Source organism: Paenibacillus sp. AK121 (assembly GCF_019042715.1).
In the GTDB taxonomy this organism is placed as follows: Bacteria; Bacillota; Bacilli; order Paenibacillales; family Paenibacillaceae; genus Paenibacillus; species Paenibacillus polymyxa_C.
Window position 1 is genome coordinate 19,960 of sequence record NZ_JAHPJM010000022.1, and the last position, 20,692, is coordinate 40,651.

Consider the following 20,692-nt stretch of genomic DNA (forward strand, 5'->3'; position numbering starts at 1 on the left):
TCGGCAATTTACGAGTGTAACTGCTTGAACAACTGATCGGCCTGCTCAACATTTAATTCACCTTGCAGCACCTTCTGGATCAACGCTTGCATGGGCTGCGTAGAAGTTGACTCTACTGGCACTTGATTTGAGGCTTCCGCCGATTTGCTTAATTCCTTTGCTAAATATCTGGAAAATTCTTTAATGTTAGGATAGTCATACACTCTGGTTGCTGAAATAGAAGTTCCAAACCGTTTGTTCACGTCCTGTACCCACTCTACGCCTATAATAGAATCCAGTCCCATGTCGATAAATTTATCGTCCCGGCCGATGTCCTTTTCGTCCATACTCAAGGATTTTGCAAGACTTTCAATTAGTTCCTTCTCCAAGGCATCAACCCGTATAGCCGCAGGCCCATTAGCAGATCGCTTGACCTCATCCTTGACAGCCAGTTGCGGTGAGGAAATGATAGGTTTAGGTTGCGGCGGAGCCGGCTTCACTTCTGCGGGCTTGGCTGCCTTTTTCGGTGTATCGGCTACCTTCTCGATGTCAGAAACTGAGCGCAGCAAAATACCCTGCGGTTTTTCAGGTACTTTTGCCAATGTCTGTACCTGCACATTATCATCGACAGCAGGAGGACTGAAAACAGGCTTTTGTGCCGGGATATCAACTTCAAGAGGTTCCATCTTGGTCTCCTTGGACTGGCTTCCGAACGTAGAGATCCAATAGCTCTCCTGAGCAAATGGATAGGTTGGCAGACTTATCCGACGAGGTCTGGCCTTTCCATAAAGCCTGTTCCAATCGAATAACAAGCCCTGAACCCAAAGCTCTGCCAGCTTTGTATACTTGCCCTTGCTTATCCAGATATCCACCAACTGTTCCATGTCCTCGTCTGCTTCAAGAACAGTCAGAATATCTTTATTTTTCTTTACCTGACCCGAATAGAGTCCGTCGATATCCTCATTCCCCGCCAGGAAGCCCTCCAGCTTTCCTTCAAGCTCCCTCGTAGACTTAGCTAAGACTGCTAACCGTTCTTCCATAGCTTCCCGTCCTACCTGAAGGGTAAATGCTATATCCTCCAAACTGGCTTCTGCGTATTCCGGTGCTCTGAGTGCAGAAAGCAATCTTTGTACCTGCTCGTACAAACGCTCTTGATTTTTGGCCGACAGCACGACCATGGCCGGGTTTTGCAATATCACGGCAGCTTGTCTAGTCTCCTGCACCTTAGGGATGTATTCCTCAATAAGCACATGTGCGTTGGAGCCTCCGGCGCCGAAAGAAGAAATACCTGCAATTCTCGGGTATTCAACGGTCTTTCCATTTATAGTGACGATCGGTCTTTTCCACTCTTCAAGCTCCTGCTGAACTATAAAAGGGCTATTGCGAAAGTCGATGTTCGGGTTGAGTATGTTTGAATGCAGCGAAGGTGCGATTTGTCCGTATTTGAGCTGAAGGAGCACCTTAGTCACTCCAGCAATCCCTGCCGCACTCTCACAATGCCCTATATTAGATTTTGCCGATCCAATGGCGCAGAACTGCGTGTCTTCCGTATATTCCCGGAAAACCTTTTGCAATCCAGCGATTTCAATAGGATCACCTAAAGATGTCCCCGTGCCGTGTGCTTCAATGTAACTGATTGTTCTGGGGTTTATTCCGGCTTTCTTAAATACCCTCCCAATCACACTGGCCTGCGCCTTGGGGTTCGGAACTGAAAAGCCATTGGTCTTCCCGCCGTGATTCACAGCGGTTCCCTTGATGACCCCGTATATGTGATCGCCGTCTGCAATTGCTTTGGTCAGCGGTTTGAGCAATACGGCCCCTACGCCTTCACCCGGCACATACCCATCTCCGCCTTCTCCGAAGCTTTCGCACCGACCCTTGCTTGATACGAATCTTCCCTGCCCAAGCATCAGGTATTTGTTCGGATGAATGGAGACATTGACACCGCCAGCAATGGCAAGCTCACACTCATCTTGCTGTAAGCTCTGGCAGGCTAGATGAATGGTCGTCAATGAGGATGAGCACATCGTATCCACGGCCATGCTTGGCCCGTGGAAATTACAGAAATAAGAAACTCGGTTTGCAATGGAGGCCGGATTCCCTGGTACGGCAATCATTTTGCCTCTAGCCTGCTCCTGCGCCCCATAAAGCTGGTATTCTTCATACATAACTCCGACAAAAACGCCTACATTCCTTTCCAAACCAAGCCCTTCTCGTGTATAGCCTGCATCCTCGATCGTTTCATAGACGCATTTTAGGAACAAGCGCTCCTGTGGATCGATGATTTCTGCTTCTCTAGGAGAGATGTTGAAAAACTTCGGATCAAATTGATCCACGCCTTTGATAAAGCCTCCCCACTTGCTGTAAGCTTTCCCGGATTTGTCCGCTTCCTCGTCAAAGTGTATGCTGTGATCCCAACGCTCTTTGGGAATTTCCGTAATGCAGTCCTTTCCATTGCGCAGATTGTTCCAGAATTCCCCAACATTCTCCGCCTCAGGATACATGCCCGACAAGCCGATAATGGCAATATCCCCCGTACCGCCTACTGTTTCCGGCTGCGGTTGGAATTTTTTCTGATCCAGTAATTGTGTCTGAGCCGGCATTTCACGAGCTTCTCTTCGGCTACTGGAAAGTGGCCTTCCTGGGCTATCCTTCACAGTAGAAGACGTAAACGCTTGGACGGCGTTAACCTCTTCCTCCATTCCAAGCAGTTGAATCAGCTGCTTCTGGTGAACTTCAAGAAAATATTGGGTCAGCTCCCGGATACTTTGGTATTCAAAAAACAACGTTTTGGGTAGTGTTCCGAATGTTTTCTCCAGTTCACGTGTCAGCTGTCTGATCATAATAGAGTCAATTCCATACTTCTCCATAGGGGCATCGACTTCAATTTGCCTTGCCGGCAGTCTGATCGATGCAGCAAGCAGTTGCTTTAAATAATTTGCCGCTTTTTCGGCAAGAAAATCTTGTCCGATTCCTGACTCCTTTCTGCTCTCCATAATCATAGAGGAGGCATCTTCAGCCTGATTCAGGGATGGCTGCTGCAAGAGCGTTTCTCTGAGCTGATTGGCACGCCCTTCCAATACCATGACTTGATCTTTTCCGGAAGCCAGACTTTGGTACAAAGCCCTCATTCCTGTATCGGTCTCCATAGCAAACATCCCCATTTCCTCCATGATTTGTTCCGTTTCTCTATCAATACGCATTCCGCCTTCTTTCCACAGCGGCCAGTTGATAGAAAGCGTCTGCCCCTGACGTTGCTTCTGTTCTACAAGCGTATTGCGATATCTGGCATAGGCATCCATAAAGGCATTGGCAGCAGCATAGTCAGCCTGTCCTATATTCCCAAGGCTGCCGGCAACAGATGAATACAGGACAAAAAAGTCCAGCGGAAGATCCTTGCAGGCCTGATCCAAATTCATCAATCCTGTAACTTTTGGCGCCAATACTTTCTGCAATTCCTCCCCTGTTTTTTTTATAATGAAATTATCGCTGGTCACCCCGGCGCCGTGAACAATTCCGTCCAGCTTCCCAAACTCTTCCTGAATATCCCGGATCAAATCCTCAACCGCTCTTTTATCGGCGACATCGGCCTGTCGAAATACGACTCTTGCTCCTAGAGCCTCTATTTCCTCAATCCTTGCTTTGGTGTGACCGCGAAGCACAGATCGTCCAACGAGAATTAAAAGGGCATCTTTGGTCTGTCGTGCCATTTCTTCAGCCAGAATCAAACCAAGACTACCTGTTCCTCCGGTAATCAAATATACCCCTGAGTCCTTCCACGGAATACGGCCCGCTTCCCACGAGGATTGGATTTCCGTCCATGCGGCTGCATATCGTCTGCCCCACTGATAGCGGATATGTGTATCCATGGAGTTGCGGCTATTTTCTTGCAGGATATTTATAATACCTGCTGCAGCTTCCTCCACATCCACTTCGATCAGTTGGCCCACCAGTCCGGGATTCTCAAGCCGCGCTGTTTGTAAGAGTCCGTAAAGTCCCGAGTATACCTGCCTGTGATCCTGTACCGGAATGACAAGCTGAATCAATGTTTTGTGTTTGGAGTGGGTTTTAAGCACATGTTGAATTTGCTCAAACACCTGAGCTGCATAAGTTCTAAACCGTGCATCCATGCTTTCCTCTTCGGATTGCAAGATGAGACAATGCACCCCGTTCATTTGTGATTCAATCATTTCCCCGGAAATAGGTGCTGGTTCACATAGAATTACCAGATGCTGCTGATAATTAGGTGCTGTTCCTCTCGGGGCAGGCGCTTGTTCTTCCCATACAGGCTCAAGCATCAAAGTCTCAGGTATCGTCAATTCATCTGATTCCCCTGATCCCCTAGTTCCTCCTTCTGCAATTCGTGATGAGAAGCCCTTCATGCTTACACAAACATTCCCCTGCACATCGCACAAATCAATATCGAGCTTTTGCACTGGACCATCCTGTCTGCTGCCTTCACGATAACGGACCCAAGCCCACATCTCTGATGTGGAGCCGCTAAACACCTCAAGCTCTTCCAATGCAAATGGTAAAGCTGGCTTTATAGAAGCTTTACCGTCAGACATGAGGTCTCCGCCTGTGCCCATAATCAGGCCTATGGACGCCTGCAAAGCGGAATCCATCAAGCTAGGGTGCATCACAAACTGTCCCATGGTCTGGTAAACAGAAGAAGGCAAGGACAACTTGGCAAGTGCCTGACCCACGCCGGTATATATCTTTTCAATTCCTTGATATCCCGGCCCATAGGAAACCTGCATCGCTGCAAACGCCTCATAACACTGCTGGGATGAATAGGTACCTAGATTGCACTGCTCCAGCAAGGCTTCAATATCTATGACAGGAATCTCGGCCAACGGAACAATCGCTACGCTGCCTTCGCTATGCACAACTAGCTCCGTGTCCACTGATTCAGACTTGCTGTAGATTTCATAGGCAATTTCTCCGCCATCTTGCGGATAAAGCCCGATATTTATAGCAATCGGCCGCTCCTCAGCTACCACAGGCCGGAGCCATAATACATCTTTTAGACGAACACAAATCCGACTTTCTTCCGGAGATGTAGCGACTTCCTCTACTGCCGCTCGCGCCATTTCAAGGTAGGCCACTCCAGGCAAAAGCTTCTGTCCCTTGATCACATGATCAGTGAGGAAAAATTCTCTTCCCGTAAATGTGGAGCTGAACTGAAGTCCATAAATATCGGACGTATTTTGCTGAAGCAAAGGATGAATGATCGCTGACGTCTCCTGCTTCGGCCCAACATTGTTTGCTCCGCTCAGGTTATTGGTATCGATTATGCAATAACGTTCCCTGGCAAAAGGATAGGTAGGCAGGCTAATACGGTTCGGCTTATTCTTTCCGTACAGCACGTCCCAGTCAAAAACCGCGCCTTTTACCCAAAGGCGTGCGATTTGGGCATAGTCGCTTTCACTAACTAACGCCTCAATCGTCTCGGCCGCACCCTTTTGTGTTTCCCGGTCTCTATTTTCTTCTCTATAGCGTTTTGCCTGCCCAACATATAAGCTATGGATACCTTCTCGGCCTTCCACAAATCCCTTTAGCTTCTCCTCAAGCTCGGAGAGAGAAACTACAGTGAAGGCCAAACGTTCTTCCATCGCTTCGCGTCCCGCCTGCAGGGTATACGCTATATCTCCCAGACTGCTGTCTGTGAACTGGCGCACCCGGATTGCAGCCCGCAATTGCCGTGCCTGATCTTGCAGCTGTGCTTCAGTCTTGGCTGACAGCACAACAATAGCTGGCTTTTGGGTAGCGAAGGTAACCGGCTCTTTCTTCTGATTTTCCGAAACATACTCCTCGATGATCAAATGGGCATTGACACCGCCGAATCCAAAAGAGCTGACCCCCGCTCTCCGAGGAATATTTTTCCCAGAAGCATCTTGCTGCTGCTTCCATTCCCTCGTCTCCTGAACGATATAGAATGGACTGTCTTCAAGTTTGATATAGGGATTCATTGCATCGCAATAAAGGCTTTTAACAAGTTTTTTATGCTTCAACTGAAGCAGCACTTTGATGACACCGGCGATCCCAGCAGCCAATTCCAGATGTCCGATATTGGTCTTCACTGAACCTAAGCCACAATGGGGTTCATTGATCCCGGGTCCCTTTATAGTCTCATAAAGCTCTTTAAAGGCTGCTTTCAATCCGTTAATTTCAATTGGATCGCCTAATTCGGTGCCTGTTCCATGGGCCTCAATGTAAGAGACTGTCCTTGGGTCGATACCGGCCTTTGTATATGCATTTACCAGCAAATCCGCCTGTGCCCTCGGATTGGGGGCTGTCAGAGAATTCGCCCGGCCTCCGTGATTAACGGCTGTGCCCCGAATTATGCCGTAAATATGGTCTCCAGCCTTTTCTGCATCCTTCAGCTTTTTCAGGAAAAGCATGCCCGCCCCTTCACCGCGCACGTAACCGTTGGCTTGATCAGAGAAGGTTTTGCATCGGCCATCCTCACACAGCATCCCTGCTTTATTGAAGCTGATATGAAGCTCAGGTGTGATAATTACATTGACACCACCTGCAATTGCCATTTCGCAGCTTCCATCTTCTATAGCCTTTACTGCCCGGTGAATGGCCACCAGTGAACTGGAGCAAGCTGTTTCGACAGGCTCGCTCGGACCATGAATATTAAGGAAATAGCTCATACGATTGGGTCCCACCGACGGCGCCATTCCACTGGAGGAGTATGCCTCGACACCCACATTTCCCTGATAGATCATTCCGCTATAGCCGCTATTTGCGGTTCCTGTAAAGATGCCTGTACGGGTTCCAGATAGCCCTGCTGCCTGAATCCCAGCATCTTCAATCGCCTTCCAAATATAAGTCATCAATAGGCGCTGCTGCGGGTCCATGAGTGCGGCTTCCCTCGGTGAAATTCCAAAAAATAAAGGGTCAAACTCATATATCCCGTCAATAAACCCGCCCCACTTGATGTTTGTTTTATTGCTCTCATCCGCAGGGTCACCGTAATATGCCTTCCAATCCCAGCGATCCTCAGGTATTTCAGTGATACAATCCCTGCCTTCCTCAAGATTTTTCCAAAACTCATCTACATCCCGGGCCATGGGAAAGACACCGCTTATGCCTACAATTGCAATAGGTTCAGAACCCGCCTGGGTCTGTTGCGGCATAGCTAGCACATTATTGTTTGCAAATCGAAAACGCTGGCGTCTACTGCGGATGCAGTCTTCCTTATCCTCCTCTTCATTCTGCACAGCAGGCTCAGTCCGGATCTGGACGACAAACTGCTCACCAAGCAAGGTAGCATATTCGTCCACTAAATACCTGCAGAAGTCATGAAGTGTAGTGTATTCAAAGAATACGGCAGGTGTCAGCTCAAGTCGGTACAAGTGATTGATGTTGTTGGCAAATTGCGTGAGCAAGATGGAATCAAAGCCATACTCACTCAGTTCGACATAGGCATCAATATCTTCAAGTTTGACTTTCAGCAATTTCGATACCGCCTGCATCATGGCGATCTGCACCTTGTCCAGCAGGTCCGGTGCGGCATTACTTTCAGTAGAAATTGCTGAAATAGTTGCTGAAGCACCCGCTACCTTTTCAAGCTGTCTGGTTTCCGGAATTGCTATTAAACCTACTGTTCTTTTCATTTTTTCGAGATTGCCTTCCATCACCATAACCTGATCAGCACCCGTAAGCATGGCACGGTACAAGGCCTGAATGCCGGAAGAAGTTGAAATACTGCCCATGCCTGTGTGCTGTTTTACCAGCTTCTCCGTCTCCTCATCAATATGCATCCCGCCTTCTTTCCATAGTGGCCAATTGATAGATATCGTTTGGCCCTGGCGCTGTTGCGATCCTGTCAAAGCGTTCCGGTATCTGGCGTAAGCATCCATAAAGGCATTAGCGGTAGAATAGTCCGCCTGTCCCTGATTGCCCAGTCCTCCGGCTACCGACGAAAACAGAATGAAGAAGTCAAGAGGCAGGTTCTTGCTCGCCTGATCCAAGTTCACTACCCCTAATACTTTGGGAGCGAGAACCTCCAGCATTTCCCTGCTATTTTTTTTGAGTATACGGTTGTCACGAATTACCCCTGCACTGTGAATGATGCCATTCAAGCTTCCGAATTCTGCCTCAATTTCCCGAATTAAATCAGCCACCGCCTGCTCCTGGGACACATCGGCCTGCTTATATGCTATTCGTGCTCCTAATGACTCCAATTTCTTTATCTCTGCCCGCTTGCCCTCATCCAGCGCGGAACGCCCCGTTAAAATCAACGCAACATTATGAACTTTATTTACAATCTCTTTGGCAAAAATAAGTCCCAAGCCACCAACACCACCGGTAATGAGGTATACTCCGTTCTCCTTCCACGGGATGTCTGCCATTTCCGGAGAAAACGGAACCTCGTTCCAACTGTAAATCCACCGTTTGCCTTTCCCATACCGGATCTGGATGTCTTCAGGACTCCAGCTGTTTTCTTTTAAAATATCTATGATTGCACTCGGGGCCTCATCCTGTTCAAGTTCTATCAACTGTCCCACCAGTTTTGGATGTTCTATTCTGGAGGTTTTTAAAAGACCCGAGAGCCCTGATACAAGCTGCTGCTCCTCCTGGTCGTTAGTGACAATCTGGATTAACACCTTGCCATGGTTTTTTTCGCTAAAAATTCTTTGCATCAGCTCAAGTACCTGAACGGCGTAACGCTGGAACTGTTCCCCGATTCTGTTTTGATCAGGTTTCAATAATATACATTGTGCGCCGCTTATTTGAGCTTCTACTTGTTCACAGGAAATCCCGGACGGCTGGCAAAGGATCACGACATGGCGATCATACACAGGTAAATCACCCTCTATGGTAACTCCCTGCTCTTTCCACACAGGTTCAAGCATCAAGGTACCGGAATTGGACTGCGCGTCTATGGAAATAGACTCTATATCCAAAATTCTTGATGAATAACCCTTTATTCTCACGCAGATCTCTCCGGTTTCGTCGCTCAGGTCAATATCTAGTTTCTGTGCCTTATCTCCCGCTTTACCGTCTGCACTGTATCGAATCAGCGCCCACATGGTGGAGCTGCAATTTTTTATAATTTCAACTTCCTGAATGGCATACGGCAGAGCGGGCTTAGTCTCGCCAGAGCCCAGCGTCAAGCCTATGGATGCCTGCAAAGCGGAATCGATCATGCTTGGATGCAAGACAAATTGGCTTTGAGTGTCAGAGACTGAGGAGGGCAATGATAGCTTCGCCAGCACCTGACCTTCTCCCGCATATACCATCTCAATCCCCTGATGCCCGGGACCGTAATCAATCCCCAAATCTCTGAAAACGCCATACAATGCTGTCGGATAAAAGCTTCTGCTGCATGTATCCTGCAAATCTTTTATATTCAATGCAGGAACCTCCACCGCCGATCTCCGTACCGCATTGCCGTAGCTATATATCATAAGCTCTGTATCACCGGCTCCGTTATTTCCATAAATCTCATATGAAATCTCTTGATCTTCATTCTGGAAAAGCCCGATATGCAACTGTATTGGGCCATCCTCTAGGGTAATAGGCCGTGCCCAAACCACATTTTTAAGGCACATTCCGACCAGGTGGCCCTCATCCGTCCCTAGTGACTGCTCCACTGCCGCCCGCGCCATTTCAAGGGATGCAGCCCCAGACAGCACCTTGCGACCATTTACTACATGATCCTTCAGGAAAAACTCCTGACCTGTAAAAGTCGAGCTGAACCGCTGTTCCGAAAAATCGGAGGTGTTTTGGTGCAGCAAAGGATGAAGTGCAGCCGCAATGACAGAAGTCGTGCCTTTGCCTGCCTTATTGTCTAGCTCGGGCGCCCAGCACCGTTCTTTTGCAAAAGGATAGGTGGGTAGACTAATCCGGCGAGGCTTGATGTCCCCATACAGCTTGTTCCAATCCATCGTTAGACCCTGTACCCACAGCTCCGCAATTTTTTCTAATTTTCTCTTCTTGATCCAGGTTTCAAGCAAGGATTTGGCATCTTCATCTGCCTCAAAGAGCCCGATCCCTTCTTTGCCCTTTTTCACCTGAGCCGTCAGGACTCCAGCTGGCAGTTGATGATGAATCAATCCATCCAGCGTTTTTAGCAGATTCTCTTTTGAATCTGCCACAAAAGCCAGACGATGGTTCAGCGGCTCACGGCTCACCTGTAGCGTATACCCCATATCAGCCAAATTAAGATTTGGCTGATATGCAATAAAGTTTCTCATGTTTTCGGCATAGGTTACTAATTGCTTCTCATTTTTGGCAGACAATACGAAAAGAACGGGACTATGCGGTTCGTCGTCTGCTGGTAATTTTCCAACCTCAGGACGATATTCTTCAATAATAAGATGGGCATTGGTACCGCTAAAACCAAAAGAGCTCACTGCGGCACGTCTTTTGTTCCCGCGAGAAGGTTCCCAGTCCTTCAATTGTGTATTTACATAAAATGGAGAATCATCAAAATCAAAATGTTCATTCGGGTTCTTGAAATTCAGTGTCGGTACCAGTTTCTTATGCTTCATGCATAATAGCACTTTTTGTATGCTTGCTACGCCTGCTGCTGCCGAAGTATGCCCGATATTACTCTTTACCGAGCCTATGGCACAGAACTTCTTCTGATCTGTTTTTTCTTTGAAAGCTGTGGATAAAGCCTCCAATTCAATAGGATCGCCCAGCTTAGTGCCTGTCCCATGCATTTCAACATAGCTAATACTTTCGGGTTCAATCTGATACTTATTGTATATCTCCTGCTCAAGCTCTATTTGGCTGTTTGCGCTTGGCGCGGTAATTCCGTTGGTTTTTCCATCCTGATTGATCCCAGTTCCGATAATAACCCCATAGATGTGATCCCGGTCAGCTTCCGCATCCTTTAGCCGCTTCAGAACCAGCCCCCCTGCTCCTTCGCCTGGAACAAAGCCGTTGGCACTGTTGTCAAATGTCTTACACTGACCATCTGGTGATAACATTCCCGATGCAGACATACCTATATAGGATTCTGGGGTCAGGTATAAGGACACACCGCCGACCAGCGCCATTTCAATCTCTTTATTTGATAAAGCCTGGCAAGCAAGGTGAGTAGCCACCAGCGATGAGGAGCATGCCGTATCCACAGATATGGCAGGTCCTTTCAGATTAAGAAAATAGGAAATACGAGCCGCTGCAATAGCGTTGCTATTCCCGGTAGTATTGCTGAACTGTGCTTCATTCTTGTAGCGCATCATACTATACTCATTATTTAAAATGCCAAGATAAACGCCGCATTTTTTATTTCCCAACTGCGAGCCGCTATAACCTGCATCCTCAAAGGCTTTATAGGCTTCTTGCAAAAAGATGCGCTGCTGCGGGTCCATCCCTTCCGCCTCGGTAGGAGATATATTAAAAAATAACGGGTCAAAATATTCTATATCCTCCAGGGCACCCAGCCACTTGCAATTTACTTTCCCCTCTTGTGCCGGACGCGGATCATACAACGAGTCTACGTCCCAGCGGTTCTTCGGGATTTCAACAATGGAGTTTTGGCCTTGAGCGAGATTTTTCCAATATTGCTGTACATCTTCGGCACCAGGATATCTTCCCGAAATCCCGACAATTGCAATTGCATCTTGATTCTCCGAAGTTGCTGACACTGATTCCTCTTCTGCTTTTACCCGACGCAATGGCACCGTTTCCGCTTTAGGCAACTGCGCTGGAGAGCATTGGATCGGGTCTGTTCGCGGCAAATGGACTTCTGCTATAGGTTTGTCCGTGCCTGTGACTGTGTCCAAGGGCTGCTGAACGAAGCTTTTCTTACCCCCATGCTTATTGATTTCTTGTGCCAAAAACTCGGTAAATTGCAGAATAGTCGGATAATCGTAGACCTTGGTAGCTGCAATGGATGTGCCGTAGCGCTTATTCATATTTCGAATCCATTCTACGCCTATAATGGAATCCAATCCGATGTCTATAAAGTTTCTATCTGCCTCAATCTCGCTCTGTTCCATGTATAAGGCTTCAGCTAGGCTTGCCGTCAGTTCTTCCTGTAATTCCCCTGTAGAGACACCAGACGGAGTTGTGCCGAATTGCGGCTGCTTTTCAGGCGATATCGGCATCAAATGGATCTGAAGTGAAGTCTCTGCCTGCTTATTCATTTCAAATGATACGAGCGGCGGTAAATGCTTCGCAGGTGCCTGATCTGGAATAGACGCAGCAGAAGACGGCATGATTAATTCGGCCACACGATCGCCCAATTCCTTTTCTAAAAATTTGCTAAACTCCCGTATGGTCGGATAATCGTAGACTTTTGTCGCTGTTATGGATGTGTGGTAGTGTTTATTAATGTTTCGAATCCACTCTACGCCTATAATGGAATCCAATCCAAGATCAACAAAGTTTTTATCCTCATCGATCTCATCCCGATCTATATATAAAGCTTGCGCCAGACTTGTTGTCAGCTCCTCCTGCAATATTTCTGACGATATGGATAGGGCAGGAGCCACAGGCGTCTGTTCTTCCGTCTTTTTGTCCTTTTCTGATGTAGGCATTACCCCTTCCGGAGAAGTTAAAATAATCGGAGACCCCTGCTGGTTGGCAGACTTACTAAGCTGCGGCTGACTGTCCGACAAATTCCGTAAGGAAATCCCGCTTGGTTTTTCAGAACTACTGGAAAAACCGGATAGCATTAAAGCTTCAGGAGGTGCAGGCTCCATCACTTGAGATTGAACATGAACTGCTTTTTCTTGAGATTCACTAGGGATTCTTTCTACAGATGGGATCGTAATATCCGTGATCCAATACCGCTCCTTTGCAAAAGGATAGGCTGGCAAGCTTATTCTCTGCGGCTTGGCATCTCCATAAAGCATGCTCCAGTCCATCGCCAGTCCCTTCACCCAAAGATCCACAATCTTCGCATATTTCCGTTTCCCGATCCAGGCAGTGATCGTTTTTTCCATATCTTCATCTTCTATCAGTGCGGACAGTGCCTCTTTATTTCGCTTGACCTGTCCTCGGTACAGCTCGGATATCCCCTCGTGGCCTTCTAGAAATCCTTCCAGCTTTTCCACCAGTACTGGCATCGATTCGGCAATTACCGCCAGGCGTTCTTCCATCGCTTCACGTCCTACCTGGAGCGTGTAGGCTGCATCAGCCAGATTGCTTTCTGTGACCTCTCCTTTCCCGATCACGGACAGTAATCTCTCGACCTGCTGTTTCAGTCGTTCCTCATTTTTGGCCGACAACACAATAATAACGGGGTTGTGAGCTGTCACACGGATGGGTGCCTTCTCTTCCGGAACGTACTCTTCAATGATGACATGGGCATTGGCGCCTCCTGCTCCAAACGATGAAATCCCAGCCATCCTCGGGTATTCCTGGGTCTCTCCATCGAGTTCAACCACAGGCCGCTTCCATTCCTCTAGCTCCTGCTGGACAACAAACGGCGTCTGCTCAAAAGGAATGTTCGGATTCAGTTCCTGGGCGTTCAGGCTGGGAACCAGCGTCCGGTTTTTCATCTGCAGGACAATTTTCCCAATCCCTGCGATGCCCGCTGCCGCCTCCAAATGTCCGATGTTGGACTTCACAGAGCCCATGGCGCAAAATCCTTTGTCTGCCGTATCCTTCCTGAAAGCCTGGGTCAGACCGGTTACTTCAATAGGATCTCCCAGTTCTGTACCGGTTCCGTGAGCTTCAATATAGCTGATGGTCCGGGCATGTACCCCGGCTCGTTCCAGTGCTGATCGGATCAACTCCCCTTGAGCAGTCGGGTTAGGCACTGTATACCCGTTGGTCTTGCCCCCATGGTTGATGCTCGTTCCCCGGATGAGCGCATGGATCGGGTCTCCATCTGCTATCGCCTTGGACAGCGGCTTCAATAGCACGACCCCCACGCCTTCTCCTGGGACAAAGCCGTTGCCTCCCTTTCCGAAGCTCTTGCACTGTCCATCTATGGACAGCATCTGGTTCGCGCAAAGTCCGACATAGCTCAGCGGATGCAAATACAGGTTCACTCCTCCTGCCATGGCCAGCTCGCATTCTCCGCGGTATAGATGCTCACACGCTTCATGAATCGCGGTCAACGAAGACGAACACATCGTATCCACCGGCATGCTTGGTCCCTGCAAATTGAACAGGTACGAAATTCGGTTGGCTACCGAGCTAAAGGAAGTGTGAGGGAATATTTGCGCTCCCTTTCTCCATAGATCAAGACCGTACAGATCAAATCCTGTTTTGGTAATTCCCGCAAATACACCTACCCGGCTGTTATGTCTTACTGCAAGCTGTTCTCTGGTGTAGCCTGCATCCTCCATCGCTTCCCAGCAGGCTTCAATGAACAGCCTTTCCTGAGGGTCCATACTGAGTGCTTCCCGCGGTGCAATATTAAAAAACAGTGGATCGAATTCCGCAAAGCCTTCGATAAAACCGCCCCACTTGCTGTAACTTTTGCCATGCGCAGCTGCTTCCTCTTTATCAGGCTGAAAGAATCCTTCCAGCGACCAGCGTTCCTGCGGGATTTCGCCGATACAATCCTTCCCTGCTTTGAGATTTTCCCAATATTCGTTCATGTCCTTCGAACCTGGATACTTGCCTGCCATACCAATGATGGCGATCGGCTCACGTGTTTCCTCTGCGCCAGACTGCACATAGCTTCGAACCGGCTTCACGTAGCTTCGGGTAAGCTTCGCTGTCGCCTCTTCCGCAATCGTTTGTTCCGCAACTGACGCGCTTTCTTCTTCGGCACACCGGGTTGCCGCAGTCGTTTCCTCCACCAGCTGCATGTCTGGACTCATTCCGACCCACTGCATGCACTCCGGTGCGTATTCCGCCACTAAATGTTCTGCCAGGGCACGCAAGGTCTGGTACTCATAAAACAGCGTCTTGGACAGCTCGCCAAAAGATCCTGCCAGCTTGGCATTCAGTTGGGTAATCATAATGGAATCAATGCCATAGCGCTCTAGCGGTTCATGAGCTTCGATGCTACCAACGCTCAGCCGGGTCACCTCTCCCAACAGCGCCTTGAGATGATGCAAAGTTTTATCGTAAAGTAAGGCCGCATCCAGCTTCGGCGCAGATGCCTGTATCGCACGGATACTGATATGCGGAATGGATTTCGCCAGATAGGTCTCGATTTTTTCAGGCTCTCCTTCTAGGACCATCACCTGCTCTTTGCTTGAGGACAGGCATTGGTACAACGCCTCAATGCCCGACTCGGTTTGTAGGGTCGTAACGCCCATGTTCTGTCTCATGAGCTTTTCCGTGTCCGCATCGATCCGCATCCCACCCTCTTTCCACAGCGGCCAGCGGATGGATAGCGTCCGGCCCCGTCGTTGCTTGGCTTCCACCAGGGTATTTCGGTATGCCGCATACGCGTCCATAAAGGCGTTGGCGGTGGCATAATCGGCCTGTCCCGCATTGCCCAGGCTACCCGAGATGGAGGAAAAGAGCACGAAGAAGTCCAGATCCTGACCGCTGCTTGCCTCATCCAGATGGATTAGCCCTTGGACCTTCGGTCCAAGCACCTCGATAAATTCTTCCCTGCTTTTCTTGAGAATGAAGTTATCGTGAATCACCCCTGCACAGTGAATAATCCCGTGGACACGCCCAAATTCCTCCTGGATGCTTTCCAGCAAGCCAGTCACCGTGTTCCTGTCGGTGATATCCCCCTGCTTATACACCACTCTGGCCCCTAAGGACTCCAGCTCCTTTAGCCTCGTCTGCTTGTTTCCATCCAGCGACGACCGGCCTGTCAGGATCACAGTCGCTGCTCGGGTATGCCGCACCAGCTCTTCTGCAACAAGCAGCCCCAGACCGCCAAAGCCGCCGGTAATAAGATAAACGCCACCGTCTTTCCATGGCAACTTCTCATCCGGCCGAGATGGCTCGAACCTGCTCCAGCAAGCGGTTTTCCGTTGACCGCCTTCATAGCGAATCCATCCATCCACCGGACTGCGGCTGTTTTCCTCCAGCTTCGCCCCCAGGCTTTCCTCAGATTCTCCCTGTTCCACTTCGATCAATTGGCCGATGAGTTTCGGATTTTCCAGCCGGGCGGTCTTCAGCAGACCCGAAAGTCCCGAAAAGAGCTGCCCTTCTCCAGCCGCCGTCACGACAAGCTGAACCAGCACCCTTCCCGAAGGCTTGTCTTTGAGAATGCTTTGGATGCTCTCAAAGGTCTGAACTGCATAGGCCTGAAACCGCTCATCCACCCGGCTTTTCCCGGACGAGAAGGCCAAGACCTGCGCCGCTCCGTTCACTCTCGCTTCAAGCTGTTCAGGCAAAGTCTCGTCCGACTCGCACAGCAAGATGATACGGCGGTCATAAGCAGGGGCTTCGACCTCCGGCGGTACATTCTGCTCCTTCCAAACTGGCTCCAGCAGCAGGGTATGGCTAGCTGTAGCCACTGGCTTTTCCTCTGCTCTAGAAATCGTTAATTCGATTTCACTTTCTATACCTATGCTCTTAGCCATTTGAGCTTCATTCCCAGGCGCCCAATACCGCTCTTTTGCAAAAGGATAAGTCGGTAGCGGAATTCTGGAGTACTGTTCATTTGAAAACAAACGCTCAAAGTCTAACGGATATCCCTGAACATATAAATCCGCAATCGTAGTTAAAAACTCCAAATACTCGCGGGCATCACCTGCACTTTGACAGTTTTGGATACATTCATTTCCATATCTTTTCAAGGACGATTGAATGCGTTGGTCTTTTTCGTGTAGTTCAGAATAATAAACTTGAGGAGAACTGCCTTTTTCCAGCCACCTTTTAAGGGATATGACAAGCTCACCTTGATTGCGGGCAACACATGCAAGCCGATGATTGCAGTGCTTTCTCCCAAGCAATAATGTATAGCTCATGTTACCGCAGTCTGCCTCAGGCTCCTGTTCGCAATATGCAATCAGTTGCTCCACCTGGCGGCGTAATTGTTGTGAAGTCCGGGCGGACAGCGGAATGAAATAAGCCGGCTTTTCGGAATGTCTTCGTTTTGTATGTGGAGCCTCTTCGATGACCATGTGGGCATTAGTTCCACTGGCACCAAAGGAGCTAACCGCAGCACAACGTCTGGCTTCAGGCTCAATCAACCAATTCTGCAGTTGCGTATTGACATAAAAAGGGCTATCCGCAAACTGAATATTGGAATTGCCTGATTGGAAATGAAGTGAAGGCGGAATCTGCTCATGTTTTAATGACAATAACAGCTTAATTACTCCTGTAATTCCTGCTGCAATTTGCGTATGACCGATATTCGTTTTAATGGACCCGATCGCGCAATATTCCTTCTTGTCCGTATACTTTCTAAATGTTCGCGTCAATGCCTGATATTCAATCGGATCTCCCAATTTGGTACCTGTCCCATGCGCTTCCACCAATTGGATTTGCTCTGGATGAATATGAAAAGTATCGTACACATATTGCTCCAGTCGCTCCTGAGACTTCTGGCTTGGTGCAGTAAGTCCATTCGTGGTGCCGTCCTGATTAATCGCTGAACCTAAAATCACCCCATAGATGTGGTCACCATCGGCAACTGCTTCGTCAAGCCGTTTGAGCACAACCGCGCCAACGGCTTCACCCGGAACCATTCCGTCTGCCCTGTCATCAAAGGTATAACAGTGCCCTGTGTGAGATAACATGCCTGCCCTGTCACCATATAAATAACAGCGAGGGGTAGTATGAATATACACCCCGCCAGCTAAAGCCATATCCGTTTCCCCAGACCATAAGCTTTGGCAAGCAAGATGGGCAGCAACTAACGAACTGGAACAAGCTGTATCTACAGCTATAGCTGGTCCGTGAAGATTCAAGTAGTAGGAGATTCTGGCGGGAATCACGGAACCCATATGGCCCCATAGTGCTTGCGGAGGCAGGTCTTCACCCAGCAATCGCTGGTAGTCTCCTTCGGCACAGCCTACATAAACTCCGCACCGACGTCCATCCATCCCTGTACCCGCATAGCCCGCATCCTCTAGAGCATGCCATGCTTCCTCGAGAAACAACCGCTGTTGTGGGTCCATGTAAGTCGCTTCCAGTCCGGAAATATTGAAAAAAAGCGGATCGAACTTATCAATATCCTCCAAAAAGCTTCCATAATTGCAGTAGCTCGCATTTTTTTCCTGATATTTCGAAAGATCCCACCGAGTCACCTCTTTTACTAAATCGTCGCCATTCTTAAGGTGATTCCAAAGCTCATCTACATTGTCAGACCCGGCAAATCGCCCGCTCATTCCAATAATCGCAATCGGCTCTCTTTGCGCTAAATCCTTCCCTTTATTCTCCTGTTTAGGTCCCTCTGGCTCAATGGATGCACGTGCCGTTTGAACCGGATTAAACACATAATCTTTATCCTTATCCTCAATCGCTTGGATTTCACGGCTTGCATCTTTTCTATCCTCTATTGAATCAGCATTGTGTCCCAAGGCCTGTAAAACGGTATCGCCAAATTGGCTTAAAATGTATACCGTCAGTTGTTTTACCGAACTGTAATCAAAGATGTCTGTAGTCTGCAAATGAATGCCCAGTCCCTGATTGACATCCTGTACAAAGTTGACGCCAAGAATAGAGTCCAAGCCATAATCTGCGAATGACTCATGGACATCAATCATTGAAAAGTCCACATTCAAGGCCTCTGCCAACTTCTCTACAATAAGCTCCCTGACATGCTCTTCAGCCATTTCATCGGTTACATCAGTAGCTGGTTGAATCCCTGTGTCACGCTGTTTCAATGGAAGCTTGTCATGTTCAAGCTCCTGTTGATGCCGAAGCATACCATCACTTTCAGCCACAATAATTTGTTGGCCTACTTCATGCGCTTCCTGAGCAGGGAAAAAGACGGACCGGAATCCCTCGTTTTCCAATACCTCCTGCCAACGTTCAGGGTATAAACCGGGGGAGCCCGGAATACGCAGTTCAGGGTCATTATAAAGCCACCATCCCTCCAACAAGCCAAAGGTTAAGTGGTTTAACAGCGAGTTTCCACTAATTTCATTGATAAGAATCAGGCCGTTTTTTCGCAGCGCTGCTTTGACATTGCCTAACGTATGCCGAATGTTCCTCGTGGCGTGCAGGACATTGGTGGCAATCGCAATATCATAACCGCCCGTTTCGATATCTTGTCCCACAGCCGACTCTTCCACATTAAAAATTTTATAAGTCAGGTAAGGATTTTGCGGGCCATACTCTTTTTGTGCATGCAATAAAAATGCTCTGGATTTATCGGTATAGCAGTATTCATGAATATGTTCCTGATAAGGTCGAAGCTTATGGAAGAGCATAGCGCTGGTTCCTCCGGTGCCTGCACCAATTTCAATGATTCGAATCGCCCCTGTCGGGTCATGCTTAAGCCGTTCATTCAAGTAGGAAACCACAATATCCCCCAGCACTTCATTAAAGTAATCTGCTGCAGGGCTATTTTTATATATGCCTTCCACCAGCTTCATGGAGGACTGAGGAAAAACAATGTCGGTGGCAGGTATGTTTCCGGTCAAAATTTCCGGCAACTTACGCAATGTTGATTCTACGAGTACAACCCAGGCCGAGAGATCCGGATTTTTCAGCCATTCACTTTTCTTCAATTCCCATTCCTTCCATACAGCCTGCACATCAACCGAAGCGGTATCCGTTACGCTATAAGAGTCTCCTTTACGATAAAAATAATGATTCCGTGCCAATACCTCTATGCTTTCTTCAAGCCAGCGATCGTACAAACTCAGCAATGCTGTTTTAGTTTTAAAATCATCAATCATAGCTTTCTTGTTCATATGTGCATAAGGGCATAATCCCATCAACTGCAAATACCCCCATAGCAATTTGCATAAGACATCATTCATTTCCTTCATCTGTAAGCCTCCTCATCCGATTAGTCCCTCGCGTCGCCCCATCCTGTTCCGAGTAAGCTTGGTTGTCGACCATAGTCGAAGGAATTCTTTCGTATTCAGCCGCTAGATAAGAAATATCTGGCATCTTCTTCATTTTGACACTGGTGGAAATGTGGCTCTGAATATTCTGGATATACGAAGGAATAGCTTCGGAATTTGGATCGTCGCTTTCTTTTCCATTCATTTGCGAAATATTTGCCGCTACCGTAGATGCTTTTTGATCGATAAATATATTCGTTGGCTGTACAGATTTGGTAGATTCAATGGAAGCCTGCTTGGTTTTAATATCCGTGATCCAATACCGCTCCTTTGCAAAAGGATAGGCTGGCAGACTCATTCTCTGCGGCTTGACATCTCCATAAAGCATGCTCCAATCCATCGCCAGTCCCTTTACCCAAAGATCTACAATCTTCGCGTATTTCCGTTTTCCAATCCAAGCAGCGATCATTTTTTCCATATCTTCATCTTCTAGCAGTGCGGACAGTGCCTCTTTATTTCGCTTGACCTGTCCTCGGTACAGCTCGGATATCCCATCGTGGCCTTCTAGAAATCCTTCCAGCTTTTCCACCAGTGCTGGCATCGATTCAGCAATTACCGCCAAGCGTTCTTCCATCGCTTCACGTCCTACCTGGAGCGTGTAGGCTGCATCAGCCAGATTGCTTTCTGTGACCTCTCCTTTCCCGATCACGGACAGTAATCTCTCGACCTGCTGTTTCAGTCGTTCCTCATTTTTGGCCGACAACACAATAATAACGGGGTTGTGAGCTGTCACACGGATGGGCGCCTTCTCTTCCGGAACGTACTCTTCAATGATGACATGGGCATTGGCGCCTCCTGCTCCAAACGATGAAATCCCAGCCATCCTCGGGTATTCCTGGGTCTCTCCA

The 20,692-nt window shown here is 48.4% G+C and carries 2 protein-coding genes; both read right to left on the reverse strand.

Annotated elements, in window-relative coordinates; translation table 11 throughout:
* Positions 1 to 8 precede the first annotated feature (8 nt).
* Positions 9 to 19,766, reverse strand: coding sequence for an SDR family NAD(P)-dependent oxidoreductase (locus tag KSP24_RS24065; RefSeq protein ID WP_216976995.1), 19,758 nt, complete (start codon positions 19,764 to 19,766; stop codon positions 9 to 11).
* Positions 19,750 to 20,692 (reverse strand): KS-MAT linker domain-containing protein (locus KSP24_RS24070; RefSeq protein WP_216976997.1); only part of this gene is annotated, 943 nt, incomplete at its 5' end. The genes KSP24_RS24065 and KSP24_RS24070, both read right to left, overlap by 17 nt.